Origin of the sequence: Xanthomonas sp. SS (genome assembly GCF_014236835.1) — a bacterium.
Taxonomy (GTDB): Bacteria; Pseudomonadota; Gammaproteobacteria; order Xanthomonadales; family Xanthomonadaceae; genus Xanthomonas_A.
The window spans coordinates 2,594,551-2,619,694 of record NZ_CP051190.1; the positions used below are offsets into that span (position 1 = coordinate 2,594,551).

The 25,144-nt window shown below is 68.6% G+C and carries 25 protein-coding genes; 16 read left to right on the plus strand and 9 right to left on the minus strand.

Annotation, left to right across the window (positions count from 1 at the left end; genetic code table 11):
• Positions 1–52 precede the first annotated feature (52 nt).
• Positions 53–373, minus strand: a complete 321-nt coding sequence (gene clpS, locus HEP74_RS10735; RefSeq protein WP_046979857.1) for an ATP-dependent Clp protease adapter ClpS — start codon at positions 371–373, stop codon at positions 53–55.
• Positions 374–448: 75 nt separating this feature from the next.
• On the opposite strand from clpS, the gene HEP74_RS10740 reads away from it, so the two are divergent.
• The 6 genes from HEP74_RS10740 (at position 449) to HEP74_RS10765 (ending at position 4,939) form a co-directional block, all read left to right on the plus strand.
• On the plus strand, positions 449–949 hold the full coding sequence (locus tag HEP74_RS10740; protein WP_185812874.1) for a hypothetical protein: 501 nt from the start codon (positions 449–451) through the stop codon (positions 947–949).
• Complete coding sequence (locus HEP74_RS10745) at positions 949–1,407, plus strand: NUDIX hydrolase (RefSeq protein WP_185812875.1); 459 nt, start codon at positions 949–951, stop codon at positions 1,405–1,407. The genes HEP74_RS10740 and HEP74_RS10745 overlap by 1 nt, the downstream gene beginning before the upstream one ends.
• Entirely contained in the window at positions 1,404–2,543 is a 1,140-nt protein-coding gene (gene mnmA / locus HEP74_RS10750; RefSeq protein WP_185812876.1) for a tRNA 2-thiouridine(34) synthase MnmA, read from the plus strand. The genes HEP74_RS10745 and mnmA overlap by 4 nt, the downstream gene beginning before the upstream one ends.
• On the plus strand, positions 2,540–3,154 hold the full coding sequence (gene hflD / locus HEP74_RS10755; RefSeq protein WP_185812877.1) for a high frequency lysogenization protein HflD: 615 nt from the start codon (positions 2,540–2,542) through the stop codon (positions 3,152–3,154). Before mnmA ends, hflD begins: the two co-directional genes overlap by 4 nt.
• Before the next feature lie 148 nt (positions 3,155–3,302).
• Positions 3,303–4,493, plus strand: a complete 1,191-nt coding sequence (locus HEP74_RS10760; RefSeq protein WP_185812878.1) for a methyl-accepting chemotaxis protein — start codon at positions 3,303–3,305, stop codon at positions 4,491–4,493.
• A gap of 128 nt (positions 4,494–4,621) precedes the next feature.
• Positions 4,622–4,939, plus strand: a complete 318-nt coding sequence (locus tag HEP74_RS10765) for a hypothetical protein (protein ID WP_185812879.1) — start codon at positions 4,622–4,624, stop codon at positions 4,937–4,939.
• 208 nt (positions 4,940–5,147) lie between these two features.
• Here HEP74_RS10765 and HEP74_RS10770 read toward each other — a convergent pair whose 3' ends face one another.
• From HEP74_RS10770 to HEP74_RS10785, 4 genes are all read right to left on the minus strand, one after another.
• On the minus strand, positions 5,148–6,467 hold the full coding sequence (locus HEP74_RS10770) for an ABC transporter ATP-binding protein (RefSeq protein WP_185812880.1): 1,320 nt from the start codon (positions 6,465–6,467) through the stop codon (positions 5,148–5,150).
• A 21-nt stretch (positions 6,468–6,488) separates the two neighbouring features.
• Positions 6,489–8,243: an ABC transporter permease gene (locus tag HEP74_RS10775; RefSeq protein WP_185812881.1), complete on the minus strand. Its 1,755-nt coding sequence runs from the start codon at positions 8,241–8,243 to the stop codon at positions 6,489–6,491.
• An 81-nt stretch (positions 8,244–8,324) separates the two neighbouring features.
• The gene (locus HEP74_RS10780; RefSeq protein WP_185812882.1) at positions 8,325–8,564 is read right to left on the minus strand and encodes a hypothetical protein; all 240 of its coding nucleotides are present in this window, start codon (positions 8,562–8,564) and stop codon (positions 8,325–8,327) included.
• 388 nt (positions 8,565–8,952) lie between these two features.
• Positions 8,953–11,742, minus strand: coding sequence for a sensor domain-containing protein (locus tag HEP74_RS10785; protein WP_185812883.1), 2,790 nt, complete (start codon positions 11,740–11,742; stop codon positions 8,953–8,955).
• A 172-nt stretch (positions 11,743–11,914) separates the two neighbouring features.
• Here HEP74_RS10785 and HEP74_RS10790 point away from each other — a divergent pair, with 172 nt between their 5' ends.
• Both HEP74_RS10790 and HEP74_RS10795 read left to right on the plus strand, forming a co-directional pair.
• Complete coding sequence (locus HEP74_RS10790; protein ID WP_255427716.1) at positions 11,915–14,014, plus strand: PAS domain-containing sensor histidine kinase; 2,100 nt, start codon at positions 11,915–11,917, stop codon at positions 14,012–14,014.
• A 4-nt stretch (positions 14,015–14,018) separates the two neighbouring features.
• Positions 14,019–15,743: an EAL domain-containing protein gene (locus HEP74_RS10795; RefSeq protein ID WP_185812884.1), complete on the plus strand. Its 1,725-nt coding sequence runs from the start codon at positions 14,019–14,021 to the stop codon at positions 15,741–15,743.
• Positions 15,744–15,919: 176 nt separating this feature from the next.
• Here HEP74_RS10795 and HEP74_RS10800 read toward each other — a convergent pair whose 3' ends face one another.
• The 4 genes from HEP74_RS10800 to flgA all read right to left on the minus strand — a co-directional run bounded on the left by HEP74_RS10800 (position 15,920) and on the right by flgA (position 18,616).
• On the minus strand, positions 15,920–17,149 hold the full coding sequence (locus HEP74_RS10800) for an ATP-binding protein (RefSeq protein ID WP_185812885.1): 1,230 nt from the start codon (positions 17,147–17,149) through the stop codon (positions 15,920–15,922).
• Between the two features lie 98 nt (positions 17,150–17,247).
• Complete coding sequence (locus HEP74_RS10805; RefSeq protein WP_185812886.1) at positions 17,248–17,592, minus strand: flagellar protein FlgN; 345 nt, start codon at positions 17,590–17,592, stop codon at positions 17,248–17,250.
• Positions 17,589–17,906, minus strand: a complete 318-nt coding sequence (gene flgM, locus HEP74_RS10810) for a flagellar biosynthesis anti-sigma factor FlgM (RefSeq protein ID WP_185812887.1) — start codon at positions 17,904–17,906, stop codon at positions 17,589–17,591. The genes HEP74_RS10805 and flgM overlap by 4 nt, the downstream gene beginning before the upstream one ends.
• A gap of 65 nt (positions 17,907–17,971) precedes the next feature.
• Positions 17,972–18,616 carry a flagellar basal body P-ring formation chaperone FlgA gene (gene flgA, locus HEP74_RS10815; protein ID WP_185812888.1) on the minus strand — a complete coding sequence of 215 codons (645 nt, stop codon included), beginning with the start codon at positions 18,614–18,616 and terminating at the stop codon, positions 17,972–17,974.
• Between the two features lie 116 nt (positions 18,617–18,732).
• Between flgA and HEP74_RS10820 the strand changes: the two genes are divergently transcribed.
• From HEP74_RS10820 to flgH, 8 genes are all read left to right on the plus strand, one after another.
• Entirely contained in the window at positions 18,733–19,677 is a 945-nt protein-coding gene (locus tag HEP74_RS10820; RefSeq protein WP_185812889.1) for a chemotaxis protein, read from the plus strand.
• Between the two features lie 150 nt (positions 19,678–19,827).
• Positions 19,828–20,232, plus strand: a complete 405-nt coding sequence (gene flgB / locus HEP74_RS10825; RefSeq protein ID WP_185812890.1) for a flagellar basal body rod protein FlgB — start codon at positions 19,828–19,830, stop codon at positions 20,230–20,232.
• A gap of 2 nt (positions 20,233–20,234) precedes the next feature.
• A complete protein-coding gene (gene flgC, locus HEP74_RS10830) occupies positions 20,235–20,642 on the plus strand; it encodes a flagellar basal body rod protein FlgC (RefSeq protein ID WP_145708233.1) in 408 nt (135 codons plus the stop codon).
• A 38-nt stretch (positions 20,643–20,680) separates the two neighbouring features.
• Positions 20,681–21,355, plus strand: coding sequence for a flagellar hook capping FlgD N-terminal domain-containing protein (locus HEP74_RS10835; RefSeq protein WP_185812891.1), 675 nt, complete (start codon positions 20,681–20,683; stop codon positions 21,353–21,355).
• 25 nt (positions 21,356–21,380) lie between these two features.
• Positions 21,381–22,604, plus strand: coding sequence for a flagellar hook protein FlgE (gene flgE, locus HEP74_RS10840; protein ID WP_185812892.1), 1,224 nt, complete (start codon positions 21,381–21,383; stop codon positions 22,602–22,604).
• A gap of 149 nt (positions 22,605–22,753) precedes the next feature.
• Positions 22,754–23,509, plus strand: coding sequence for a flagellar basal-body rod protein FlgF (locus HEP74_RS10845; RefSeq protein ID WP_145708224.1), 756 nt, complete (start codon positions 22,754–22,756; stop codon positions 23,507–23,509).
• A 117-nt stretch (positions 23,510–23,626) separates the two neighbouring features.
• Positions 23,627–24,412, plus strand: coding sequence for a flagellar basal-body rod protein FlgG (gene flgG, locus HEP74_RS10850; protein ID WP_185812893.1), 786 nt, complete (start codon positions 23,627–23,629; stop codon positions 24,410–24,412).
• 23 nt (positions 24,413–24,435) lie between these two features.
• Positions 24,436–25,137 (plus strand): flagellar basal body L-ring protein FlgH, encoded by a 702-nt coding sequence (gene flgH, locus HEP74_RS10855; protein ID WP_185812894.1) that lies wholly within the window; start codon positions 24,436–24,438, stop codon positions 25,135–25,137.
• Positions 25,138–25,144: the final 7 nt, after the last annotated feature.

Here is a 25,144-nt window from a genome sequence, read left to right on the forward strand (position 1 = left end):
TGTGTTCAGACCGCGTTAGTCCGGGCAAACCGGTGACCGACGCTTACCAATATCAGGCTTTTTCCATCGTGCACAACAGGGGATGCTGGTTCATCCGCGAAAACTCGTTCACCTGAGCTACCTTGGATTCAGCCACTTCGCGGGTATACACGCCGCAGACGCCGCGGCCGCGGGTATGCACGTGCAGCATCACCTGCGTGGCCTTCTCCAGGTCCAGCGAGAAAAACTGCTGCAACACGGTCACCACGAAGTCCATCGGGGTGTAGTCGTCGTTCAGCAACAGCACTTGGTACATCGGCGGGCGGGCGACTTCGGGCTTGCCGGTCTCCACCATTACGCCGTGGTCGTGGTCTGAAGAATTCTTGCGAGGCATGTGCCGATTATATACGGCCGCTGTCGGCCCGGATTGGACGATCGCCGATCCTGCCCGCACAATTCCCCTTCTTTGATGGCGCAACGCATGCATTCGACGAATTTCCGCACGGCCGCCCTGCTCGCCGCGCTCCTGGTGGCCTCTGTGCCAGCCGCAGCCGCGCCGGACCAGGCGCTGGGCAAGCGCCTGAAGGCAATGGGCTACGACGTCCAGGCCGATGCCGACGGCGACTACCAGTTGCTGTTCGGGCTGCGCGAACAGGGCCGCGAGCGCCAGCAGCTGATCTACGTGCGCTCGCCGGTGGAGAGTTTCGGCAGCTACCGGATCCGCGAGATCTGGTCGCCGGCCTACCAAGCCAAGGGCGACACCCTGCCCAGCGCGATCGCCAACCGCCTGCTGGAAGACGCGCAAGCCGACATCCTCGGCGGCTGGGTGCGCCAGGGCGGCACCGCGGTGTTCGTGGTCAAGGTGGCCGCCGATGCCGACGACACCGCCTTGCGCGAGGCGCTGGAAGCGGCGGCGCGCGGCGCCGACGCGATGGATGCCGAACTCAACGCCGGCAAGGACGCGTTCTGATGGCGCTGGCTTCCGGCCCCTGGCAGCCCGATGTGACCGTGGCCACGGTGGTGGTCCGCGACGGCCGCCTGCTGCAGGTGGAGGAATCCATCGCCGGCGCGCTGGTGCTGAACCAGCCGGCCGGGCACCTGGAGCCGGACGAGAGCCTGCTGCAGGCGGCGCTGCGCGAGACGCTGGAGGAAACCGGCTGGCAGGTGCGGCTGACCGCGTTCATCGGCGCCTACCAGTGGAAGGCCGACAACGGCCGCCACTACCTGCGCTTCGCCTTCGCCGCCGAGCCGGTCGCGCACGACCCGCAGCGGCCGCTGGACGACGGCATCGTGCGCGCCCTGTGGATGACCCCGGCCGAGCTGGAGGCCGCCGCGCCGCGCTGGCGCAGCCCGCTGGTGTGGCAGGTGGCCGCCGATTTCCTCGCCGGCAAGCGCTATCCGCTGGACCTGGTGCGGCAACTGGCATGAACGGCGCGCGGATCATGGTCGGCGTCTCCGGCGGGGTCGATTCGTCGGTGGCGGCCTGGCAGCTGGTGCAGCAAGGCGCCGACGTGGCCGGCCTGTTCATGCAGAACTGGGCCGACGACGGCAGCGGAGACTGCCGCGCCGAGGACGACCGCCGCGACGCGGTGGCGGTATGCGGCCTGCTCGACATGCCGTTCCACTTCCGCGATTTCTCGCAGGAATACTGGCAAGGCGTGTTCGCCCACTTCCTGGCCGAATACGCCGCCGGGCGCACGCCCAACCCGGACGTGCTGTGCAACCGCGAGGTCAAGTTCAAGCATTTCCTGGACGCGGCGCGCGAACTCGGCGCCGAGCGCATCGCCACCGGCCACTACGCCCGGGTGGCCTTCGCCGCCGGCCGCTGGCGGCTGCTGCGCGGGGTGGACCGCAACAAGGACCAGAGCTATTTCCTGCACCAGCTCGGCCAGGCGCAGTTGGCCGCGACCCTGTTCCCGGTCGGCGAGCTGCCCAAGGAACAGGTGCGGCGCATCGCCCGCGAGGCCGGCCTGCCGACCCACGCGAAGAAGGACTCCACCGGCATCTGCTTCATCGGCGAGCGCGACTTCCGCGAGTTCCTCAGCCGCTACCTTCCGGCCCGGCGCGGCGAAATCCGCGACCCGCAGGAACAGGTCGTGGCCGAGCATCCGGGGGTGTTCTATTTCACCCTGGGCCAGCGCGAGGGCCTGAACATCGGCGGCGTGCGCGGCCGCGCCGCGGCGCCCTGGTACGTGGTCGGCAAGGACGTGGCGCGCAACGTGCTGTACGTGGACCAGGATCGCGACAGCCCGCATCTGATGTCCACGCAACTGCAGTCCGAAGCCGCGCACTGGATCGCCGGGTCGGCGCCGGCGCGGCGCTTCGACTGCACCGCGCAGACCCGTTACCGCCAGGCCGACGAGCCGTGCACGGTCGAGGTGGCCGACGACGGCACCCTGGCGGTGCGCTTCGCCCGCCCGCAGCGCGCCGTGACCCCCGGCCAGTCGCTGGTGCTGTACCAGGGCGACGAGTGCCTGGGCGGCGCCGTGATCGCCACCACCGATGCCCCGCTGCAACGCCGTCTGGCGCAGCGCACCGATCTACATGAGGAAACCACCCGATGACCGATTCCATGGACGCGCGCGTGCTGGCGCTGGCCGGCGTCGCCCAGGCCCTGCAGCAGGTGCGGCGCATCGCCGAGACCGGGCAGTCCGAGGCGTCGCTGGTGCGGACCCTGCTGGACAGCGTGTTCCGCACCGACGCCGACACGCCGGAGGCGGTCTATGGCCGGGTCGGCGACGTCGCGCCCGGGCTGCGCCTGCTGCACAACTATTTCCGCAACCAGGGCCAGGACGAGGCGCTGCCGCGGCTGGCGCTGGCGGTGCTGCAGCTGGAGCGGCGCTTCGTGCGCGACACCGAGACCAGCGCCAAGGTCACCGCCGGCATCGCCCGGATCGCGCCGATGCTGGCCGAACACGCCGACAGCGCGCATCCGGAGATAATCGGCGCGCTCGGCCAGCTGTATGCGGACACCATCAGCCACCTGCGCCCGCGGGTGATGGTGCAGGGCAATCCGCATTACCTGGGCCAAGCCGGGGTGGTGGCGGAGATCCGCGCGCTGTTGCTGGCCGCGGTGCGCTCGGCGGTGCTGTGGCGGCAGATGGGCGGCAGCCTGTGGGATTTCCTGCTGGCCAAGCGGCGCATGATCGACGCGGTGGACCGCGCGCTGGGCTGAGCGTTGGCTGGCGGGGCGCTGGCGCTGCCGGCAGGGGCTCGATGCAGCGCACGTTTTTTTGCCGCGCCGACGCGATCCGCTCCATCTGGCGGCTAAAGACCGAGGGGGTACGGCCGATACAGCAATTGTGAATCTGCCGAGAACGTCCATGTACTCACGCCTCCTAATCCGTCTGGCCGCCCCGCTCGCCCTGACGCTGCTGTTCCCCATCGCCGCCGGTTTCGATTGGCCGGCCCCGGTCCGTTGGGCCATCCTCACCACGATGACGTTGAGTTGGCTGGGCTTCGCCGCCTGGACAGCCTACAGCCAGAGCCGGCGCTCGCCGGAGCAGTCCAAGATCATGCGCGAGCAGGATCAGCTGCTGTCGGAGTTGCGCAACTTCGTCGGCAACGAGATCGAGGGCTCGCGCAGCGAAATCGAACGGGCCCGCGAACTGATCCGTCAGGCGGTCAGCGGCCTGGGCGGCAGCTTCGAGGCGATGAACCGCAAGTCGCGGCAGCAGAGCGTGGCGCTTGCGCGGATCGTGGACCGCGCCGGCGACGACGGCGGTGCCGGGGTCGACGTGGCCCGCTTCGCCCAGCATGCCAGCCACCGCATGGAGCAATTGGTCGAGGCGCTGGAACAGGTCAGCGGCCAGAGCAGCGCCACGGTGCATTACATCGACGACATGTCGCAGCACCTGGACGGCATCTTCGCCCTGCTGGAGGACGTCAAGTCGATCGCCGACCAGACCAATCTGCTGGCGCTGAACGCGGCGATCGAAGCGGCGCGTGCCGGCGAGGCGGGCCGCGGCTTCGCGGTGGTCGCCGACGAGGTGCGCAACCTGTCCGAGCGCTCGACCACCTTCAACGAGCAGATCCGCAAGCTGGCGCACAGCTCCAAGGACGCCATCGCCAAGGTCCGCGAGACGGTTTCGCACATGGCCTCGCGCGACATGGACCGTTCCCGCGAGGCGCGCGCCGAAGCCGCGTCGATGCTGGACAACGTGGCGGCGATCAACAATTCGCTGGGCGAAGGCATGCGCGAGATTTCCGAGTGCGGCCGTGCCATCGACAGCAGCGTCGCCGAAGCGGTGCGTTCCCTGCAGTTCGAGGACATCGCCACCCAGGCCCTGGGTGGCGTGCACACCCACCTGGACCGCCTGACCGCGATCAACCGCGAGGCCGTGGGCCTGCAGGAACTGCTGCATCGCAACGGTGGCGTGTTCGACAACGAACTGGTCGAGGCCCTGCAACGGGTCGGCACCCGCCTGCGCGAGATGCGCGTGGAGTGGGAGCGTCCGCCGCACAAGGCGGTGGCGCAGCAGAGCATGGGCGCCGGCACCGTCGAGTTGTTCTGACCGATACCGCGTGCACCCCGTCCTACGATGAAACGACCAGTCCCCGGCCCTGTCCGGGGCTTGTCGTGTCTGCCCTCCTCCGACCGTTCGAGCCGATGCCTTTCCAGTCCCAGTCCCGAGTCGAGGCTATGTCCTGCGACGACCTGAGCGCCGAGCACGGCGTCCTGCCCGCTCACGCGCACCCGGCACCGGGTGCGGCCGCCAACGTCACGCCCGTCGTGGCGCGGCGGCAGCCGGGCAGCGCGCTGCGGCAGATGGAAATGCTGGCGCAGGCCGAACTGCGGCAGATGCTCGGCGGGCGTGGCCCGACGGCGCAGAGCGATAGCATCGCCGACCTGATCTGGGCCGGCCTGGCCTGGGACATGGGCCTGAGCGGGGCCGCCATCGCCGCGGCCGGCACGCCGCAGCCGCTGCCGGGCTACGCGGCGCTCGCCGACAACGACTGAAGTAATCTGCGCGGTTGCGGCAGTGTGCTGCGACCGCATCGCGACATCGCTGCACCCGGCTTGTTCGGCATCTGTCTGGGCGCGCAAAACCCTGTAGGAGCGGCTTCAGCCGCGACAGGCGTTACCGATAGATCCTGTCGCGGCTGATGGCCCTAGGCCACGTAGAGCCGCTCCTACATGGGCGCTGTCGCATTGCGCATCGATGAAGTCAGCTGGGATTCTCCAGCGAGAACAGGTCCGCCTGCTTGTCGTAGGCGAAATACTCGGCGTAGCGCGCCCAGCTGATCACCGCCTGCACGGTTTCGGCCGCATAGTCCTCGGACATGTGGTCTTCCAGTTCGTCGCGGAAACGCCGCGCCGGCGCATGGTGGGTCGGGCGTTCGTCGAGCACGCGGCGGATGTGCGCGGCCAGCGGCACGTAGGTGGCCAGGTGCTGGGCGAACATCTGCTTGCGCGCGTCGGTGCCGAGTTCGGCGAAGCGCTGCCCGGCTGGGGTCAGCTGCAGGTCGCCCTGCTCGAACACCGCGAAGCGCAGCAACTGCAGGGTTTCGGCGATCGGGAACAGTTCGTCCACCTCCAGTTGCAGGCTGGCGGCCAGCGGCGGCAGGTCGGCGCGGCCGTGGTACGGCTCGGCCGCCACCGCCTCGACCAAGCCGGCCAGCAGGTTGCTCGACACCCGCGGCAGCACCATGGCGATGCCGCTGCCGGGGAACACGCCTTCGCGCGCCTGCGGCCGCTGCGGGCTGGCGGTCATGCGCGCGTAGATGTCGTCGACCAGGGCGCGGAACGCCGGCGCCAGGCGGTTGCGCGGTTGCGGCAGGGTGACCTGGATCTCGCCGATCACCCGGCCTGGATTGGCCCCGAAGATCACGATGCGGTCGCACATCAGCACCGCTTCCTCGATGTTATGGGTGACCATCAGGATCGACTCGATCGGCATGCGCCCTTCCGACCACAGGTCGAGCAGGTCGGTACGCAGGGTCTCGGCGGTCAGCACGTCCAGCGCCGAGAACGGTTCGTCCATCAACAGCAGTTTCGGCCGCACCACCAGCGCACGGGCCAGGCCCACGCGCTGGCGCATGCCGCCGGAGAGCTCCTTTGGATAGGCACCCTCGTAGCCGTCCAGGCCGATCAGGTCGATCGCCGCCAATGCCCGGCGGCGGCGTTCGTCGGCGGCCACGCCGCGTGCCTCCAGGCCGACTTCCACGTTCTGCAGCACGGTCAGCCACGGGAACAGCGCGAAGCTCTGGAACACCATCGCGATATCGTCGATCGCCTGGGTCGGGGTGGCGTCGCGGAACACGATGCTGCCGGCGCTGGGCTGCAGCAGACCGGCGATGGCGCGCAACAGGGTGGACTTGCCGGAGCCGGAGCGTCCGAGCAGGCCGACGATCTGCCCCGAATGCAGGGTCAGGTCGACATCGTCCAGCACCACCAGCGGCGTCGCCCCGCCCTTGTCGTAGCTCTTGCGCACGCCGTGCACGCGGACCAGCGGGGCGCGCTCGGGCGCGCTTGCGGAAAAGGTCATGGTCGGAATCTCCAAGGATGGTCAGTCGAAGCGCAGGCGGCGTTCGGCGAAGGCGTACAGGCGCCGCCACACCGCGCGGTTGAAGGCGGTCACGAACAGCGACATCACCGCGACCCCGAGCAGCACCCGCGCGCCATCGCCGGCGGCGGTGGCGCGGGCGATGTAGGAACCCAGCCCGTAGGCCTGCACCCGGGTGTCGCCCCAACTGGCGAGTTCGGCGACGATGCTGGCGTTCCACGAGCCGCCGGAAGCGGTCAGCGCGCCGGTGATGTAGTACGGGAAGATGCCCGGCAGGATCACCCGCCGCCACCAGGTCCACGAGCGCAGCTGGTAGACCGTGGCCGCCTCGCGCAGGTCGGTCGGAAACGCGCTGGCGCCGGCGATCACGTTGAACAGGATGTACCACTGCGTACCCAGGATCATCAGCGGCGACAGCCAGATGTTCGGATTGGCGCCGGTGGCCACGATCGCCAGCACCGCGAACGGGAACAGCACGTTGGCCGGAAACGCGGCCAGGAACTGCGCCAGCGGCTGCACCCGCTGGGCCACCTTAGGGCGCAGTCCGATCCACACCCCGATCGGCACCCACACCACGCTGGCCAGCGCGATCAGCACCACCACCCGCAGCAGCGTGGCCAGGCCGCCGCCGAACGCTTCGGCCAGGTCGTGCAGGCCAAGGTGCTGGCGGCCGTAATCGAACGCGAACCACGCTGCGGCCAATCCCGCGATCGCCAGCGCCGCGCTCCAGAGCCGGTCGCCCCAGACATTGCTGCTGGCGTTCTGCACTAGCGGAGCCGCCGGACGCGGGCGCCGCGGTGCCCAGCGCAGCAGCAAGGTGCGCTGCCAGACCCAGGCCAGCGGCGCGACCAGGCGCTTGGCCAGGCGCGTGCGCCGCAGCAGGTCGTACAGCCACGATTGCGGCTTGTCCTGCGAGGCGGTGAGTTCGGCGCGGAACTTGTCCGACCAGGCGACGATGGGACGGAACAGCAACTGGTCGTACAGCACGATCAGCACGCCCATCGCCAGCACCGCCCAGCCGACCGCGGCGAAATTGCGCTGCGCGATCGCCAACGCCAGGTAGGAGCCGATGCCGGGCAGTTCCAGGGTGTGGTCGCCGACCGTGATCGCCTCGGAGGCGACCACGAAGAACCAGCCGCCGGACATCGACATCATCATGTTCCAGATCAGCGCCGGCGTCGCATACGGCGCTTCCAGCCGCCAGAAGCGCTGCCACGACGACAGGCCGAAACCGCGCGTGACCTCGTCCAGGTCGCGCGGCACGTTGCGCAGCGACTGGTAGAACGAGTACGCCATGTTCCAGGCCTGGCTGGTGAAGATGGCGAAGATCGAGGCCAGCTCAGCGCCGATCTGGCGGCCGGGGAACAGGCCCAGGAAGAAGGTCACGGTGAAGGTCAGAAAGCCCAGCACCGGCACCGACTGCAGGATGTCCAGCGCCGGCACGATCAGCCGCTCGGCGCGGCGGCTCTTGGCCGCCAGGGTCGCCACGACGAAGGTGAACGCCAGCGAGGCGGCCATCGCCGCGAACATGCGCAAGGTGGTGCGCAGGCCGTATTCGGGCAGCTGGCGCAGATCCAGCGAGACCGCTTCGGTGCCCGGCGGCGGCAGCGGCGCGCGCATGTCGGCGGCGCCGTGCAACAGCAGCACGCCCAGCGCCAGCAGCAGCGCGAACACCGCCAGATCGTGGAAATTGGGCAGCACGCCGGGGCGTGCGGCGACTGTGCCGGGCGCGTTGCGGTCGCGGGGGAATAGCACCATGGGAAGGTTCCGGCAGGACGGCGACGCCAGTGGCGCCGCATGGGTTGGGAGGAGTGAGGGAAACAGGCGCGGGACGACCGCTCAGTGTGGCGGGCGAATATTCAAGCCAAGCGTCAGCCGCTGCTGCGCCGCGTTCGTGGTGCGCCGAGCGGCCATCGGGTCGATGCCGGTCGCGGCGTCGATCGCGGCAAGCGTGCAGGCGTCGGCCAGGGCCGCGGCGCGTTCGCGACCAGGCCAGATCGGTTTGCCGCCGGTGCGAACGGCAGGCGCACAGACGCCGCACGTTGGCGTGCAGTGAGGATCGAGCAGCGGCTGCTGCATGCGCCGACCACGGACCGGTTCCGGCACGCGCACGTGGAACCGGCAGCGACTACACGGCGCATGGCGACAACGACGACGACAGATGCATGGGCGGCTCCGGAATGCGGAAACGCCAGGGGCCACGCTCGGGGTCCTCGCGGATCGGGCTTGCGTACTGCGGGAGTGTCTTGCCAGCGCCGGTGCGGCGCTGGCGAACGATCCCGTCCTGAGCGGACGGGACCCATCTGGGACGAACCCAGACCTTGGCGGTCCTGTCAGCTCGACAGCTGCAGCGTCGGTCTAGGATGACTGTCCAAGGAAGTGGCCTCTGGCCGGGAACGATGGGCGCGAAGTATAGCCAGCAACTGCGGTGCCGCAACGGCGTCCGGCGGGCGCCGGCAACGCGCGTTCACTGACCAGCAAGCACCAGCCGCGGCAGCGTCGCCGGCGTCTCGGCCTGGCGCGCGCGCAGCCAGGCCGCCAGCTCGCGCGGCGGCAGCGGCCGCGAGTGCAGATAGCCCTGGATCTCGTCGCAGCCTTGCTCGCGCAGCAGCGCCTCTTCCTGCGCCGTCTCCACCCCCTCGGCCACCACCTGCATGCCCAGCGCATGGCCGAGTTGCACGATCGCCTGGGTGACCTTGGCGGTACCGCTGTCGATCAACATGTCCTGCACGAAGCTGCGGTCGATCTTCAGCCGCTGCACCGGGAAGCGGTTGAGGTAATGCAGGTTGGAGAAGCCGGTGCCGAAGTCGTCCACCGCCAGCAGCACGCCTTCCTGCTCGAACAGTTCGAAGCAGCGGCGCAGCGATTCGGTGTCGCGGATCAGCGCCGATTCGGTCAGTTCCAGTTCCAGCCGCTTGGGCGACCAGCCGTTGCGCTGGCACAGCTCGATCACCCGCTCGGCGAAGCCGCGGTCGCGCAGCTGCATCGCCGAGACGTTGACCGACACGCGGTCGAAGCTCAGCCCCGCCGCATCCCAGGCCGCGGCCTGGCGGCAGGCCTCGTTGATCACCCAGTCGCCCAGGCGCACGATCTCGCCGCATTCCTCGGCGATGGGAATGAACTCGGCCGGGTTGCAATGGCCGTGGCCGGGGCGGTGCCAGCGCAACAGCGCCTCGACCGCCGGCGCGCGTTCGCCGGCCGCGTGCACCAACGGCTGGTACACCAGCGAGAACTCCTCGCGGTCCAGCGCACCGTGCAGCGCATGCTCGATCTCCAGGCGCCGCTGCGCGCGCAGCAGCACGTCCTGGCTGTAGTAGTGGCAGGTGTTGCGGCCCGATTCCTTGGCCGCGTACATCGCCGCGTCGGCGGCGCGCAGCAGGCTGTCGAAGTCCTGGCGCCCGTCTTCCATCAAGGCGATGCCGATGCTGGCGCCGATCTTGATCACGTTCTCGCCGTTGTGCAGCGGCTCGGCCAGCGCCGCGATCAGCTTGCGCGCGACATGGCCGGCGTCGCCCGGCTCGGCCAGGTCGCGCAGCACCACCAGGAACTCGTCGCCGCTGAAGCGCCCGAACAGGTCGCTGGTGCGCAGTTGCTGGTGCATGCGCGTGGCCGCCAGTTTCAGCAGCGCATCGCCGGTGGCATGGCCGAAGGAATCGTTGATGCTCTTGAACCCGTCCAGGTCGACGAACAGCATCGCCAGGGTGCTGCCGCGCTCCACCGCGTCGTGCATCGCCGCTTCCGCCTGCTCGCGCAGCAGTTGCCGGTTCGGCAGCCCGGTCAGCAGGTCGTAGTGGGCCAGCAGTTCGATCCGCTCGCTGGCTTCGCGTTCGCGGCTGATGTCGCGGAACAGCACCACGAAGCGCGGCGGCAGGCCGTCGCGGTCGTCCAGTTCGATCAGCACCTGCACCCACACCCGGTGCCCGGAGGGCCGATGGAAGCACAGGTCTAGCTGCTCGGGCAGGCCGCCGTGGGCGATCCGCGCCAGCGCCGTTTCGAACGCGTCGCGCGAATCCAGGGTGTACAGCGCCAGCGCCTGGTCCAGGTCGATGTTTTCCTTGCGCAGGCCGTGGATGCGGTAGCACTCCTCGGTCCATTGCATGCGCCGGGTGCCGACCTCGATCTCGCAGCCGCCGATCTTGCCCAGCGCGGAGACGCGGTTGAGCAGTTCGGTACGCCAGCGGATCAGCGCGTCGGTCTGGCGCTGCTCGGTGATGTTCTGCACCTGGCCGAGCACGCGCTGCACGCTGCCGTCCGCTTCCAGCTGCGGCTGCGCCCACACCCGCAGGTGCAGCGGCGCTTCGCTGCCGCGCACCAGCTCGACCTCGAAATTGGCCTGCTTGCCGTCGCGCTGCATGCGCCGCCAGGTGGAGATCACCTGCGCCGCCGACTCGCGGCTGAGCAGGCGCAGCCAGCCGCGGCTGCTCGGCACCTGCTCCTCGGTCAGGCCGGTGACGCGCAGGAACTCGCGCGACCACCAGATCCGGTTCTGCAGCGGATCCCACGACCAGCTGCCCATGCGGGTCATGCGCTGCGCCTCGCGCAGCAGGGTCTGCTGGTCGCGCAGGCGCTGCTCGAGCAGCTTCTGTTCGTGGATGTCGGTATGCGTGCCGACCATGCGCAGCGGGCTGCCATCGGCGGTGCGGGCGACGATGCGGCCGCGGTCCAGGATCCAGCGCCACTGGCCGTCCTGCTGGCGCAGCCTGAATTCGCACACGTAGGTCGCGCTGCGGCCTTCGAAATGGGCGCGGATCGCCTCGCGCAGGCGCGCCTGGTCGTCGTTGTGCACCAGCGGCAGCAGCGTGTTGAGTCCGTAGTCCGGCGCGTCGCCCTCGTAGCCGAGCATCTGCTTCCAACGCTCGGAACGGAAGATCCGGTCGCTGGGGATGTCCCAGTCCCACAGGCCGTGTTCGGCGCTGTCCAGGGCGATTTCCCAGCGCGTGGCGCCGTCGCTGCCGACCGGCTCGGGCACGCTCAGGGTATAGGCCAACAGCGCGCCGGCGTCGTCGCGCACCGCGCGCAGCCACCCGTCCAGGCGCCGCCCGGCGGTACCGGGCAGCGCGCAGGCGAGCATGCTCTCGCCGTTGAGCAGGCGCTCGCGCACGTCGCGCATCAGCTCGGCATAGGCCTCCACCGTGCGCGGCAGCTCCAGCGCCTGCGCGGCCCGGTTCGCGGCCAGCGGCCGCCCTTCGGCGTCCAACAGGACCACGGCCGAGGTGAGCGGATGCTGCAGCAAGCTTGCGATGACGCCTTGATCCACGCCGAGGTGCTCCGTTTCTGCCGCGCTGGTGCTGGCGGACGAAGGAGATAACGGCACCCGGCGGCATTAATTGAGCGCCGGGCCGGCGGCGGCGCCGGGCGCGCTGGGCCGCAATGGCCGCTTGCCGGTAAGATGGCGGTGGACGAATACCGCCGCATCGGGCTGTCGGGGCATGCAACCACAACGCGATCTCTCCCCGACCTCCCCGTCCGCGGGCATGCGTCTGGCGCAGCGGCTGGACCGGGGAATCTGGCGGACCGCACTGCTGTACCTGCTGATCGGCCTGATCTGGTCGCTGGGCAGCGACCTGCTGCTGGTCCGGTTCGTGAACGACACGCACACCCTGGCCGTGCTGCAACTGGTCAACGATGCGGTGTTCCTGCTGTTGACCGCCATCGCCCTGTACTGCCTGCTGCGCCCGCTGGTGCGCGGCGCCGTGCAGGTGCATGCGCAGCTGGCGCTGTCCGAGGCCGGCTACCGGCAGATGTTCCAGGCCAACCCCAGCCCGATGCTGGTCTACGATCCGGAAACGCTGCGGGTGGTGGACGTCAATCCGGCGGCGATCGCCTTTTTCGGCTGGCCGCACGACAGCTTCGTCGGCCTGGAACTGGGCCGGCTGTGGCCGGCCGACGCCGCCGAGCGCATGAGCGAGGTGATCCAGGCGATCCGCGACGCCCCGTCCAAGGTCTGCGTGGTGGCCGAGCCGCTGCGCCTGCGCGACGGCAGCCAGCGCATGGTCGAGGCGCGCAGCACCGGCCTGGACTACCGCGGCCGCGGCGCGCGGCTGGTGGTGATCAGCGACCGCAGCGCCGAGCACGAGGCGCAGCAGCGCCGCGACCAGGCGCTGCTGCGGCTGGAGGAAGCGCAGGCGATCGCCCGCCTCGGCTCCTGGCAACTGGACCCGGGCAGCGGCCTGGGCCGCTATTCCGATCAGGTCTACCAGATGCTCGGCCGGCGCGCGCCGCAGGCGCCGCGCCAGCATCGCCTGGAGGAATTGCTGATCCCCGCCGACCTGGCGTCGCAGGCGCGCATCCAGCGCATGCTCGAGGACCTGTGCGGCGCCGCGCCGGTGCAACTGGACATGCTGCTGCCGGTGCTGGCCGCCGACGGCCAGGCGCGCATGCTGCACCTGCGCGCCGAATCGGCCAGCGACGACGATGGCGCGGCCTGCGTGCGCGGCACCCTGCAGGACGTGACCGAGCACGAACGCTCGCGGCGCCTGCTGCACGAGCGCGAGGAGCAGTTCCGCGAACTGGTACGGGTGCTGCCCGACGGGGTGGCGATCCTGCACCAGGAGCACGTGCTGTACGCCAACGCCGCCTGCGCCGGGCAGTTCGGCTACGAGGGCGAGAACCTGCTCGGCGAACCGCTGCAGGGCCTGGTCTACCCCAGCGATCTGCAGCAGGTGCGCGAGCAGATGCGCGATGCCGGCGACAAGGGCGAGCGCGGCGCCGCCGCGCGCATGCGCCGCCGCGACGGTTCGCTGTTCCACGCCGGGCTGTCGTTCGGCAAGGTGCGCTACAGCAGCCGCGACTGCAAGCTGCTGATCGTGCGCGACCTCAGCGAGCCCGAGCGCATGCGCGACGCGCTGGCGCTGAGCAACCGCGAGCTGCAGGCGATGGCGCGGCGGCTGTTCTCGCTGCAGGAGGACGAGCGCCGCGCGATCTCGCGCGACCTGCACGACGACATCGGCCAGGCGATCACCGCGATGAAGCTGTCCGCGCATGCCGCGCTGGACGAAGCCGATGCCGAGCGCCGCCGCGAAGACCTCAACGAGATCGTGCAGCTGGCCGACAGCAGCATCACCAAGCTGCGCAACCTGTCCACCCTGCTGCGCCCGCCGCAGCTGGACGCGCTCGGCCTGGAGGCGGCGCTGCGCTGGCAGGCCGGCATGCTGTTCCGCGCCTCGCCGGTGCGCCTGCAGCTGGAGATCGCCACCCTGCCCGCACGGCCCAGCGGCGAGGTCGAGCAGGCCTGCTTCCGCATCGCCCAGGAAAGCCTGACCAACGTGCTGCGCCACGCCTGCGCCGGCGAAGTGCGCATGGCGCTGAGCGACGAGCAGCACCGCCAGCTGCGCCTGGAGGTGGTCGACGACGGCGACGGCTTCGATCCGGCCGGACCGCGCGGACTGGGCCTGATCGTGATGCGCGAGCGCGCGCAGAGCGCAGGCGGTACCCTGCAGATCGACACCGCGCCCGGTGCCGGCACGCGGGTGACGCTGTGCCTGCCCTATACGACGGCGGCGACGCCGACGCACCCACCTGGACCCTGAAACGATGTGGAATCCCGCTGTCCCCGTGCCGCCAGACGACGAACTTCCGTCGCGCCTGGGCGCAGGCCACCCCGCGCTGACCGGCATGATCGCCGAGTCGCTGGCCGGCGGGCCGGGGGTGATGCTGCTGCACATCGACATCGACCACTTCGCCTCGATCAACGAGAACATGAGCGCGGAAGTGGGCGACCACGCGCTGGCGCTGCTGGCGCATCGGCTGCAGGCGCACTTGCGCGGGCGCGGCCTGCTGTGGCGCCACGGCAGCGACGAACTGGTCATGGCGGTGCCGCGCACCGCCGACGTGCCGCCGCCGGAGGCCTTCGCCGAAGAGATCCGGCAGCAGATCGAGCTGCCGCTGTCGGTGCTGCCGTACACCTTGTTCATGACCGGCAAGATCGGCGTGAGCCTGTGCCCGGAACACTCCACGCGCCTGTCCACGCTGCTCGACTATGCCGAGGACGCGGTCTACCAGGCCGCGCGCGAAGGCGGCAACATGGTGCGCCTGTACGCGGCCGACGGCCCGCCCAGCGCGCACAGCGAGAGCATCATCTCGCGGCAGATCGTCGATGCGATCCCCAACGGCGAGCTGCGCCTGCGCTACCAGCCGATGGTCAGCGCTCGCGACGGCCGCGTGGTCGGCATGGAATCGCTGCTGCGCTGGCAGTCGCCGACGCTGGGCATCCTGGTGCCGGAACGGTTCATGCGCACCGCCGAACGGCTGGGCGTGATCGTGCAGATCGGCACCTGGGTGATGGAAGGCGCGCTGCGCCAGGCGCGGCTGTGGCGCGACCAGGGCTTCGACGACTTCACCATCGCGGTCAACGTCTCCACCCTGCAGCTGCTGCGCCCGACCTTCTTCAACGAAGTGATGTCGGCGCTGCAGGCGGCCGGCGTGCCGCCGCAGATGATGGTGCTGGAGATCAACGAAAGCGCGCTGACCAACAACGTCAACTTCGTCCACGAGACCCTGGCCAACCTGTGCCGCGAGGGCATCAGCCTGAGCCTGGACAACTTCGGCACCGGCGATTCCAGCCTCAGCGCGCTGGTGCGCTATCCGGTGGACAAGCTGAAGATCGACCGCAGCTTCATCAAGAGCGCGCCGGCCGGCAACCGCGAGGCGGCGATCGCCCGCGCCATCATCGCCATGGGCCACCAGTTGGGCATGGTGGTGATCGCCAACGGCGTCGAATCGCAGGCGCAGTTGGGCTTCCTGCGCCGCAACGACTGCGACATCTTCCAGGGCTACCTGTTCGGCGAACCGATGTCGGCCGAGGCCGCGGGCATGGCGCTGCGGCGCCGCTACCTGCGCCCGGAATCGTTCACCGAGACCCGCCCCGACCGCACCCTGCTGCTGCTCGACGACGAGGAGAACGTGCTGCGCTCGCTGGTGCGCCTGTTCCGCCGCGACGGCTACCGGATCCTGGCCGCCGGCAACGTGCGCGACGCCTTCGACCTGCTAGCCACCAACGACGTGCAGGTGATCCTGTCCGACCAGCGCATGTCCGACATGAGCGGCACCGAGTTCCTGGGCCGGGTGAAGATGCTCTACCCCGACACCATCCGCCTGGTGCTGTCCGGCTACACCGACCTGGCCACCGTCACCGACGCGATCAACCGCGGCGCGATCTACCGCTTCCTGACCAAGCCCTGGAACGACGACGAACTGCGCGAACACATCCGCCAGGCGTTCCGCACGCATGACGAACAGCGGCGGGATGCTGGGCCCTGACGGGCCGGGATTCGGCATTCGGGATTGGGGATTCGCCAAAGGGCCGGGATTGGAGATTCGGGATTCGGGATTGGCAAAAGCGTTTGCCGTTCGCTGTTCCCTTCCCGGCATACCAACAAGAAAGCGGGATGTGCGGCTCTTGCGAATCCCCAATCCCGAATCCCAAATCCCGGCTCCTACTTAGGCTGCCGAACAGGAATCACGATCCGGAAGCTGGAGCCCTCGCCGACGTTGCTGGTCACGTCGATGCGGCCGTGGTGCTTGTTGATGATGCCGTAGGAGATCGACAGGCCCAGGCCGGTGCCGCTGCCGACCGGCTTGGTGGTGAAGAACGGGTCGAAGATGCGCTGCAGCAGGTCCGCCGGAATGCCGGCGCCGGAGTCCTTGAACTCGATCCAGACCTCCTCGCCGTCCTGGCCGGTGCTGACCACGATGGTGCCGCGCTCGCCGATCGCCTGGCCGGCGTTGAGCAGCAGGTTCATGTACACCTGGTTGAGCTCGGACGGCAGGCACTCGACCAGCGGCAGGTTGCCGTAGTGGCGGTCCAGGGTGACCTTGTACTTGAGCTCGTTCCAGATGATGTTGATCGTGGATTCGAGCCCGGAATGCAGGTCCACCAGCTTCCACGATTCCTCGCGGCCGGAGTACGAGAAATCCTTGAGGTCGCGCACGATCCGCGTCACCCGCTCGATGCCTTCGCGCGACTCGGCCATCAGCTGCGGCAGGTCGCGGCTGATGAAGTCGATGTCGAAACGGTTGCGTATGTCGTCGATTTCCGGGATCAGCGCCTTCGGATCCGGCGCGCGCAGGGCGCGCTCGTAGGCTTCGATCAGGGTGAACAGGCTGCGCAGGTATTCCTGCAGGCTGCCCAGGTTGGAATGCACGTAGCCGATCGGGTTGTTGATCTCGTGCGCGACGCCAGCGGCGAGCTGGCCGATCGAGGCCATCTTCTCCGATTGCAGCAGCTTTTCCTGCGCGCCGTTGAGGCGCAGATAGGCCTGGCGCAACTCGGCGTGGCGCTGCTGCAGTTCCTGTTCGTAGTCCTGCTGGCCTTCGATGCCCTGGATCAGCACCAGAAAGTGGCCATCGTCGCCGTCGGCATGGAAATACAGATGCGCCAGCACCACGTGTTCTTCGGTCGGCAGGCTGCCGCTCCAGCGGCCGTTGCTGCGCGCCTGCGACAGCGCATCGCTGGGCAGCCACTGCGCCAGGCGTTCGCCCAGGGCGCAGTCGTCGAAGACTTCGGCATTGCACAGGTGGCCGCGGGCGGCACTGTTGGCCAGCAGCAGACGGCCGTCGGCGCGGAACAGCACCAGACCTTCGTCGATCAGCTCGCTCAGCGCGAGCAGGCTCTTGCGCGAAGGCAACGGCACCGTGTCGGTGTAATCGGGATCGGCAAAATTCACGAAAGGCAACGGGTAACGAGCGGACGCTCAATATACGCCGATGCCATGGTCAGGTGCGCAGATGCCGGCACATGGCCGGCGGTGCCGCGATCGGCGTCTCAGGCGATCGCCAGCGGGCGGCTCATCCGCAACGTGCTGGACTGGCCTTTGGCATCGTAGGACGAGGCGCTCTCGCTGCGCCCCAGGTGCCGCAGTGCCCAGTTGACCTCGCGCCGCCGCCGCGACAACAACGCGCCGTTGGCGCGGTTGGCGTCGGCCAGCTGGCGCAGCAACGACTCGGCCTCGGCACCGGCCGGCACGTTGGCTTCCAGCGCCCGCAGCGCGGCCAGCTTGTCGCTGGTCGCCTGCATCAGGCCTTCCACGTTGTGATCCAACAACGCCTGCCGTTCGCCGGCGAGCGCGTCGCTGAGCTGCTGCAAGGGGTTGGTCACGGTCGTGTTCATGCGCTGAGCTGCTGATCCATCTCCAGCATGCGGCTGGCGATCGCGTCGGGGTTGATCTTGTAGCTGCCGCTCTGCAGCGCGTTGCGCACCGACTCGACGCGGTTGCTGTCCACTGCCGGCGCCGCCGCCAGCTCGCGCTGCAGGCTTTGCAGCCCGGACGCTTCGCCGGTCAGGCGCAGGCTATCGGTTGCGGCCGTGGCGCCCACCGCACTCGTCTTGCCGTCCTCGGACGCGCCGGAGGCGGCCTTGGTGTTGACGGTCGAAGTACGAAGGGTGGCCTGGGTCGGCGAATTCCCTTCAATTTTCTGGCTCATGACGACATCCTGCTACGGGTTCGGTGTAGGTAACGGCCCTACACCGACGAACTTTAGGCCAGATCTCAACGCGTCACAAAAACGTCGCCATTTTGTGACACGGTTCCCTGAACGACGCGGCGAGACGACAGGTTTTCGACGGTCACCCGCTCGTTCTCGCCGCCGTCGCTGAGCGCGCGGCCCGCCATCCGCACTTCCAGCGCGCCGTTGCGCGCCACCAGCGCCACATTGTCGCCGCGCCGCACCAGCCGCTGCGCGACCAGATCGCTGGCCGACAGCAAGGTGCCTGCCGGCAGGGTCCGCCGCACCACCCTGCCGATCGCCGCGGCCGGATCGGTCATTGCCGCACCGACGATCCGCGCCGCGTCGCGCTTCTCGACGACCATATCGGCGGCACCGACGGTTTCTCCAGCGGCCAGGCCGCGGCCCAGCACCAATACGTTCTGCAGGCGCCGCACCTTGACCGGTACGAACAGGCGCCAGCCGGCCTCGCGCGGGCAACTCACTTCCACCGTCGTGGTTCCGGTCGGCTGCGCCTGCAACGACACCGGACACAGCGGCACGCGCACCGACGGGTCCAGCGTCGCCTCGGCTTCGGCATCGGGACCAAGGGTGGACAGCGCCGCGGCGCGGATCGACTCCACCGGTTGGAATTCCGCGGCCCAGGCCGGCATCGCCGCCAGCAGGACCACTAACAGGATCAGGCGCATGGCCATCTCTCTAATGAAGGTGTCGCCAGTCCCATGCAAAGCCCATGCCGCAATTCACGCCCGTCGCCGACAGCCCGGCCCTCAAGTTCCGCCGCGAATGCGCCGATATGAACCCCATGTCTCATGACCTGCTCAACCGAATCGACCAGCGCACCCGCTTGGCGGGCCACAATCGGCTTGCCCTGCTGCTGTTCCGGCTGGGCGGCCGTCAGCTTTTTGGCGTGAACGTCTTCAAGGTGCAGGAAGTGCTGCGCCGGCCGGAGTTGTTCCAGGTGCCGGGGCTGCCACTGCAATTCTCCGGGGTCGCCGATGTGCGCGGCCGTTCGGTGCCGGTGCTCGACCTGGGCCTGGCGATCGGCCATCCGGAACGCGAGACGCAGGCCGACAAGGCGCCCGGCTACCTGGTGGTCACCGAGTTCAACCGCTCGGTGCAGGGCTTCCTGGTCAGCGGCGTGGAGCGCATCGTCAACATCGCGGTGGAGGACATCCATCCGCCGCCGGAACTGGGCGCCGAATCCAGCTACCTGACCGCGGTGACCCGCTTTCAGGGCGAACTGATCCAGGTCATCGACGTGGAAAGCGTGCTGGCCGACATCGCCCAGAACCGCACCGAGGCGCTGATCGACCCGGCACTGGCGCTCACCGGCTCGCAGCTGCAGGTGCTGGTGGTGGACGACTCGCGTGTGGCGCGGCAACAGATCCGCAGCGTGCTCGACCAGCTCGGGGTCGGCGCCACCCTGCTGTCCGACGGCCGCCAGGCCCTGGACCATCTCTTGCAGATCCATGCGGGCGGCGAGAATCCGGCCGAGCGCTACGCCATGGTGATCTCCGACATCGAGATGCCGGCGATGGACGGCTATACGCTGACGACGGAAATCCGGCGCCACCCCGGCCTAGCCGGCCTGTACGTGCTGCTGCACACCTCGCTGTCGGGGGTGTTCAACAACGCCATGGTCGAGCGCGTCGGCGCCAACGCCTTCGTCGCCAAGTACAGCCCGCACGAACTGGCCGACTACGTGCTGGCGCGGCTGCGGGTGGTCGCCGAGGCCCAGGCCGCCTAGCGTTCCGCGGTGCCCGGCGCGACGCCGGGCATCCAGCAGTACGCCTTCCGCCGCAATGGCGAAGGCGGTTCCCCGCGCCGCACGGCGCGCGCACCCCGGTTCTGGCACAGACTTTGCCTGTACTCCTGCAACGAACCGCGGGAGCGCGCCATGCCCAATCTGATTTCATCCTACCTAGGTGTCCACGGCGACGCCCTGCCGCTGCGCGAGCAACGGATGAAGCTGATCGCCAGCAACCTCAGCAATGTCGACACGCCCGGCTACAAGGCGCAGGACCTGGATTTCGACGCAGCGATGCGTGCCGCGCAGGGCCAGCGCGACGGCAGCCAGATGCAGGTCACCGACGGCCGCCACATCGCGGTCGGCGGCACCGGCAACGGGCTCAATCCGTTCCAGGTCACCCGCGAGGCCAACCAGCCCAGCCTCGACGGCAATACCGTCGATGCGGACACCGAACGCGCCGCCTACGGCCGCGCCGCGCTGGAATACCGCGCCTCGCTGAGCTTCGTCGAATCCAAGGTGCGCAGCATGCTCACCGCGATCACAGGCCAATAAGCATGAGCAATCTGCCGATTTTCGACGTCGCCGGCTCCGCGCTGCAAGCGCAGTCGGTACGCCTGAGCACCATCGCCAGCAACCTGGCCAACGCCGATTCGGTGGCCGGGTCGGCCGAAGCGGCCTACAAGCCGATCGAGCCGATCTTCCAGGCGGTGCGCAACCCGCACGACAGCAGCCTGACCGCGGTCAACGTCAAGGAAATCACCCAGAGCAAGGATCCGCCGATCAAGCGCTACGAGCCCGGCCATCCGCTCGCCGACGCCGACGGCTACATCTACTCGCCGGACGTGGACCCGGTATCGCAGATGGTCAACCTGATCTCCGCCTCGCGCAATTACCAGGCAGGCGTGGAAGTCCTCAACACCGCCAAGGAACTGGCGTTGGCCACCTTGTCCATGGGCCGCTGAGCCCTCCCTCCCGCCGCCTAACGGCCTAGGACGTACCGATGAGCACCGTTTCCAGCGATATCTATTCCAGCCTCGGATTGACCGGCTCCAGCACCAGCAAGACCACCGACAACAAGTCCTCGTCGCTGAACCAGGCCGACTTCCTGAAGCTGATGACCGAGCAATTGCAGCACCAGGACCCGCTCAAGCCGATGGACAACAGCCAGATGGTCTCGCAGATGGCGCAGCTGTCCACCGTGCAGGGCATCGGCGACCTCAACAAGACCGTGACCGCGCTGTCCAGTTCGATGAGCACCGACCAGATCCTGCGCGGCGCGCAGCTGGTCGGGCACAAGGTGCTGGTGCCGTCGGCGACGATGCCGCTGGGCAGCGAAGGCGGCGCCACCGGCGTGATCGCCGCGCCCGACGCCGGCATCGTCAACCTCACCGTCACCGACGCCAACGGCAACGCGGTCAAACAGATCAGCGTCAGCGCCAGCAAGGCCGGCGAAGTCAATTTCAGTTGGGATGGCACCAACACCGCCGGCGAGCGCATGCCGGCCGGCGCCTACGGCGTCACCGCCACGCATACCGACAGCAAGGGCACCAACACCGCGCTGTCCACCTACGTCCAGGCCCCGGTCGAGAGCGCCACCATCGGCTCGGACGGCATCTACCTCGACCTGACCGGGCTGGGCACCGCCCCGCTCGCCAACGTGCTCCGCGTCAGCTGAGCCGGCCAATCCACAGGAGTCCACCATGGGTTTCAATACTTCGCTGTCCGGTATCAAAGCGGCCAACTCCGACCTCAACGTCACCGCCAACAACATCGCCAACGTCAACACCACCGGCTTCAAGGAATCGCGCGCCGAGTTCGCCGACCTGTTCTCCGCCACCGGCTACGGCCTGGCGCGCAACGCGATCGGCGCCGGCGTGCGGGTCAGCAACGTCGCCCAGCAGTTCTCGCAGGGCAACGTCGATCCGACCGGACGCAACCTGGACCTGGCGATCTCCGGCGACGGCTTCTTCACCCTGACCAACAACGGCGCCAAGGTGTATTCGCGCGCCGGCAACTTCCAGACCGACGACAACGGCTACGTGGTCAACCCGCAGGGCGCCAAGCTGCAGGTGTTCCCGCCGGCGGCCAACGGTAACGGCTTCGCGGTCGGCACCCTGACCGACCTGCAGTTGCTGACCACCGACAGCTCGCCCAAGCAGAGCGAGACGGTGAACCTGATGTTCACCCTGCCCGGCAATGCCAGCGCGCCGACGGTGACCACCTTCTCGCCGAGCGACGCCAACAGCTACAACCACTCCACCGGCGGCATCACCGTCTACGACTCGCTGGGCGTCAGCCATACCCAGACCTCGTATTTCGTCAAGACCGGCAACGCCAACGAGTGGCAGGTGCACAACTACGTCGACGGCACCGCGGTCGGCACCCCGACCACGATCCAGTTCGACGGCAACGGCAAGCTCACCACTCCCGCCGACGGCAGGATCGCGCTGAGCACGTTCACCCCCAGCACCGGCGCCGGCACCCTCAACCTGACCCTGGACGTGAGCGGCTCGACCCAGTACGGCGAGGCATTCGCGCTGCGCGACGCGCGCCAGGACGGTTACGCCAGCGGCAAGCTCAACTCGATCAGCATCGACGCCAACGGCGTGGTCTACGCGCGCTACTCCAACAACGCCGACAAGGCGCTGGGCCAGGTGGCGATGACCAACTTCGTCAATCCGCAGGGACTGAGCTCGCTCGGCGACAACGTGTGGGCGGAGAGCTCGGCCTCGGGCAACGCGCGCACCGGTGCGCCGGGCACCTCGGATTTCGGCGGCGTCCAGTCCGGCGCGCTGGAAGCCTCGACCGTCGACCTGACCGAACAGCTGGTCAACATGATCGTCGCGCAGCGCAACTTCCAGGCCAACTCGCAGATGATCTCGACCCAGGATCAGGTCACGCAGACCATCATCAATATCCGTTAAGGCCGGGATTGGTGATTCGGGATTGGTGATTCGTCACGGCTGGCGTTCCGTCGATCGGAAGCCAGCCTTGCACGCCACCCCTGATCGTTTGCGGCAGCCCCGCTTGTTCGAATCCCGAATCCCCTCATCCCGAATCACGGCTCACATCCATGGACAAAGCACTCTACGTCGCCATGACCGGCGCCCGCGCTTCGCTGCAGGCGCAGGGCACGGTGTCGCACAATCTGGCCAACGTCGATACCGCCGGTTTCAAGGCGGCATTGGCCAATACCGAGGCGTTCCGCATCAAGGGCGCCGGCTATCCGTCGCGGATCGATGCGCTGCATATCGACCAGGGCTTCAATCGCGATGTCGGCGCGCAGCAGGTGACCGGCAATGCGCTGGACGTCTCGCTCAGCGCCGACAACTGGCTGGCGGTGCAGGCCAGCGACGGCAAGGAGGCGTACACACGCGGCGGCGAACTGGCAGTGACCCCGAACGGCCAGCTGGTCACCTCCAGCGGCCGCGCGGTGCTCGACGACCAGGGCAATCCGATGGCGATCCCGCCGCACCAGTCGCTGGAGATCGGTGAGGACGGCTCGGTGTCGATCGTGCCGCTGGGCGAAGGCCCGCAGGCGATGGCCGTGGTCGGCAAGATGAAGGTGGTGCAGGCGCCGGCCGAACGCCTGGAACGCCGCCCCGACGGGCTGATGCGCAACATCAGCGACGATCCGACCCAGGCCTTCGCCCTGGCCACCGGCAGCGCGGTCCACACCGGCGCACTGGAAGGCAGCAACGTCGATGCCGCCGGCGCGCTGGTGCAGATGATCCAGCTGCAGCGCCAGTTCGAGATGCAGGTGAAGGTGATCAAGCACGGCGACGAGAACGCGCAGTCGGCCAACACCATGCTGCGCCTGAACGGCTAAGCCCGCCACGGGCGCCGCGCCGCTGCCGACGAAAAGCCGGCGCATTTGTGGCACGGCACATGCATCAGTCCCCCTGCCCCTCGCGGATCTGGGGGCCACCATCAGAGGAATCGGGTCATGAATCAGGCTTTGTGGGTCGCCAAGACCGGACTGGATGCGCAGCAGACGCGCATGTCGGTCGTGTCCAACAACCTGGCCAACACCAACACCACCGGCTTCAAGCGCGATCGCGCCAGCTTCGAGGATCTCCTGTACCAACAGGTGCGTCAGCCTGGCGGTGCGACTTCGGCGCAGACGCAGTTGCCCTCGGGCCTGCAGCTGGGCACCGGCGTGCGCGTGGTGTCCACCTCGAAGGACTTCGAGCAGGGCAATCCGCAGCAGACCGGACGCGCGCTGGACGTGATGGTCAACGGCCGCGGCTTCTTCGAAGTGCAGATGCCCGACGGCACTTCGGCCTACACCCGCGACGGCAGCTTCCAGATCAACTCGCAGGGCGAGCTGGTCACCAACAGCGGCTATGCGATCCAGCCCGGCATTCAGGTCCCGGAAGGCGCGCAGTCGCTGACCATCGGCACCGACGGCACGGTCAGCGTGCAGGTCGCCGGCACCGCCGCGGCGCTGGAGATCGGTTCGTTGACGCTGACCGATTTCATCAATCCCTCGGGCCTGCAGGCCAAGGGCGGAAACCTGTATGCGGAAACCGCCGCCTCCGGCCCCGCGCAGAACGGCACGCCCGGCCTCAATGGCCTGGGCACCACCGTGCAGGCCTCGCTGGAAGGCAGCAACGTCAACGTGGTCGAGGAGCTGGTCAGCATGATCGAGACCCAGCGCGCCTACGAAATGAACGCCAAGGCGATCTCCACCACCGATTCGATGCTCGGCTATCTGAACAACAACGTCTGATCCCGACACTTCTGGAAACTGTCATGTCGCGTCCCTTCTCTCTTTCCCTCATCGCTGCGCTGGTCCTGCCCACGCTGCTCGGCGGCTGCGCCGGCCTGGGCATCGCCGCCGGCGACGTGCGCCCGTACGCGCCGATGGCGCCGATCGTGCCGGTGGTGGCGCAGGCCGCGCAGCCGACCGCCGGGGCGATCTATGCCGCCGGCCCGAGCCTGTCGCTGTATTCGGACCGGCGCGCGCGCGACGTCGGCGACCTGCTGACCATCACCCTGGTCGAAAGCACCAACGCCAGCACCACCGCCAACACCAGCATCACCAAGAAGGACGCGGTGACGATGGCCACGCCGACCCTGCTTGGCGCGCCGCTGACGGTCAACGGCGTCAACGTGCTGAACAATTCTACGAGCGGCGACCGCAGCTTCGCCGGCAAGGGCAACACCGCGCAGAGCAACACCATGCAGGGCAGCATCACCGTGACCGTGATGCAGCGCCTGCCCAACGGCAACCTGGTGATCCAGGGGCAGAAGAACCTGCGCCTGAACCAGGGCGACGAACTGGTGCAGGTGCAAGGCATCGTGCGCGCCGCCGACATCTCTCCGGACAACACCATTCCTTCCAGCAAGGTCGCCGACGCGCGCATCGCCTACGGCGGCCGCGGCGCCGTTGCCCAATCCAACGCGATGGGCTGGCTGAGCCGCTTCTTCAACTCGCGCATCTCGCCGTACTGAGGCCTGC